At 60.6% G+C, this 1271-nt stretch carries 1 protein-coding gene; it reads left to right on the top strand.

The features are described from left to right. The first annotated feature begins 63 nt into the window (after positions 1 to 63). A protein-coding gene (locus DevBK_RS20985; RefSeq protein ID WP_317186943.1) for an IS3 family transposase occupies positions 64 to 1253 on the top strand; the annotation gives its coding sequence in 2 pieces (ribosomal slippage) (positions 64 to 322 and positions 322 to 1253; 1191 coding nt in all). Positions 1254 to 1271 lie beyond the last annotated feature (18 nt).

A 1271-nucleotide genomic window follows, 5' to 3' on the forward strand; every position in this document is an offset into this window, starting at 1 on the left:
TGACGTTGCCCCCTGCGCCTAATCCAGTTTGAAGTAGGCTCTGGCCCATCAGAAGGACCAGAGATGAAGCGAACCAGGTTCACCGAAGAGCAGATCATCGCGATCGTGAAGGAGCAGGAGACCGGCGTTCCCGTTGCCGACCTGTGCCGTAAGCACGGCGTCAGCAACGCCAGCATCTACAAATGGAAGGCCAAGTATGGCGGCATGGATGTCAGCGAGGCCCGACGACTGAAGGCGCTCGAGGAGGAGAACGCCCGGCTCAAAAAGCTGCTGGCCGACAGCATGCTCGATAATGCCGCGCTGAAAGATCTTCTTGGAAAAAAATGGTAGCGCCCGCCGCCGAGCGGGATGCTGTTGCCCATCTCCAGACGGCCTATGGGATGAGCGAGCGGCGGGCGTGCCGAGTATTGGGATGTTGCCGGATGACGATGCGCTACCAGGCGCTTCGGACCGATGACATCGTGCTGCGCGATCGGATGAAGGCCATTGCCCACGAGCGGCGACGGTTCGGCTATCGGCGCCTGCACGTCCTGCTGCGGCGAGAAGGATATCACGTCAATCACAAGCGCCTGTTCCGGATCTATCGTGAAGAGAAGCTGATGGTGCGCCGTAGAGGTGGCCGCAAGAGAGCCATGGGCACCAGGGCGCCGATGCTGATCCCAATCGCACCAAACGATCGGTGGTCTCTGGACTTCGTCTCTGACCAGATGACGGACGGTCGGCGATTCAGGGTGCTGACGGTGGTTGATGACTGCACACGCGAATGCCTGACCTTGGTTGCCGATACCTCGCTGTCTGGTCTGCGCGTTGCCAGAGAACTGGAGACGTTGATGGCTACTCGAGGACGCCCCAAGATGATCGTCAGCGACAATGGGACTGAGTTCACGTCCAATGCGATCCTGGGCTTCACTGACCGGATGGGGATCGACTGGCACTACATTGCTCGAGGCAAGCCGATCCAGAATGCCTTCATCGAGAGCTTCAACGGACGACTGCGGGACGAACTGCTCAATGAGACCCTGTTCCCATCGCTTGCTCACGTCCGGGCCACCGTGGCGTCCTGGCGCGCCGATTACAATCTGCACCGCCCTCACTCGCGCTTGGGTTGGATGACGCCTGCCGAATACGCCAACACCTTCAACCCGCGACGGGATCTGCCGCTCCGCTCAATGACCAGCTCCGCGCCAGCCCCCGTCACTCACCCCGGCCAGATCGGCCAAACCAACCGCCCGAGTCTACTTCACGCTGGATAGAAGTTGGGGGCAACGTCA

This window comes from Devosia sp. BK, from assembly GCF_032907385.1.
Taxonomy (GTDB): Bacteria; Pseudomonadota; Alphaproteobacteria; order Rhizobiales; family Devosiaceae; genus Devosia.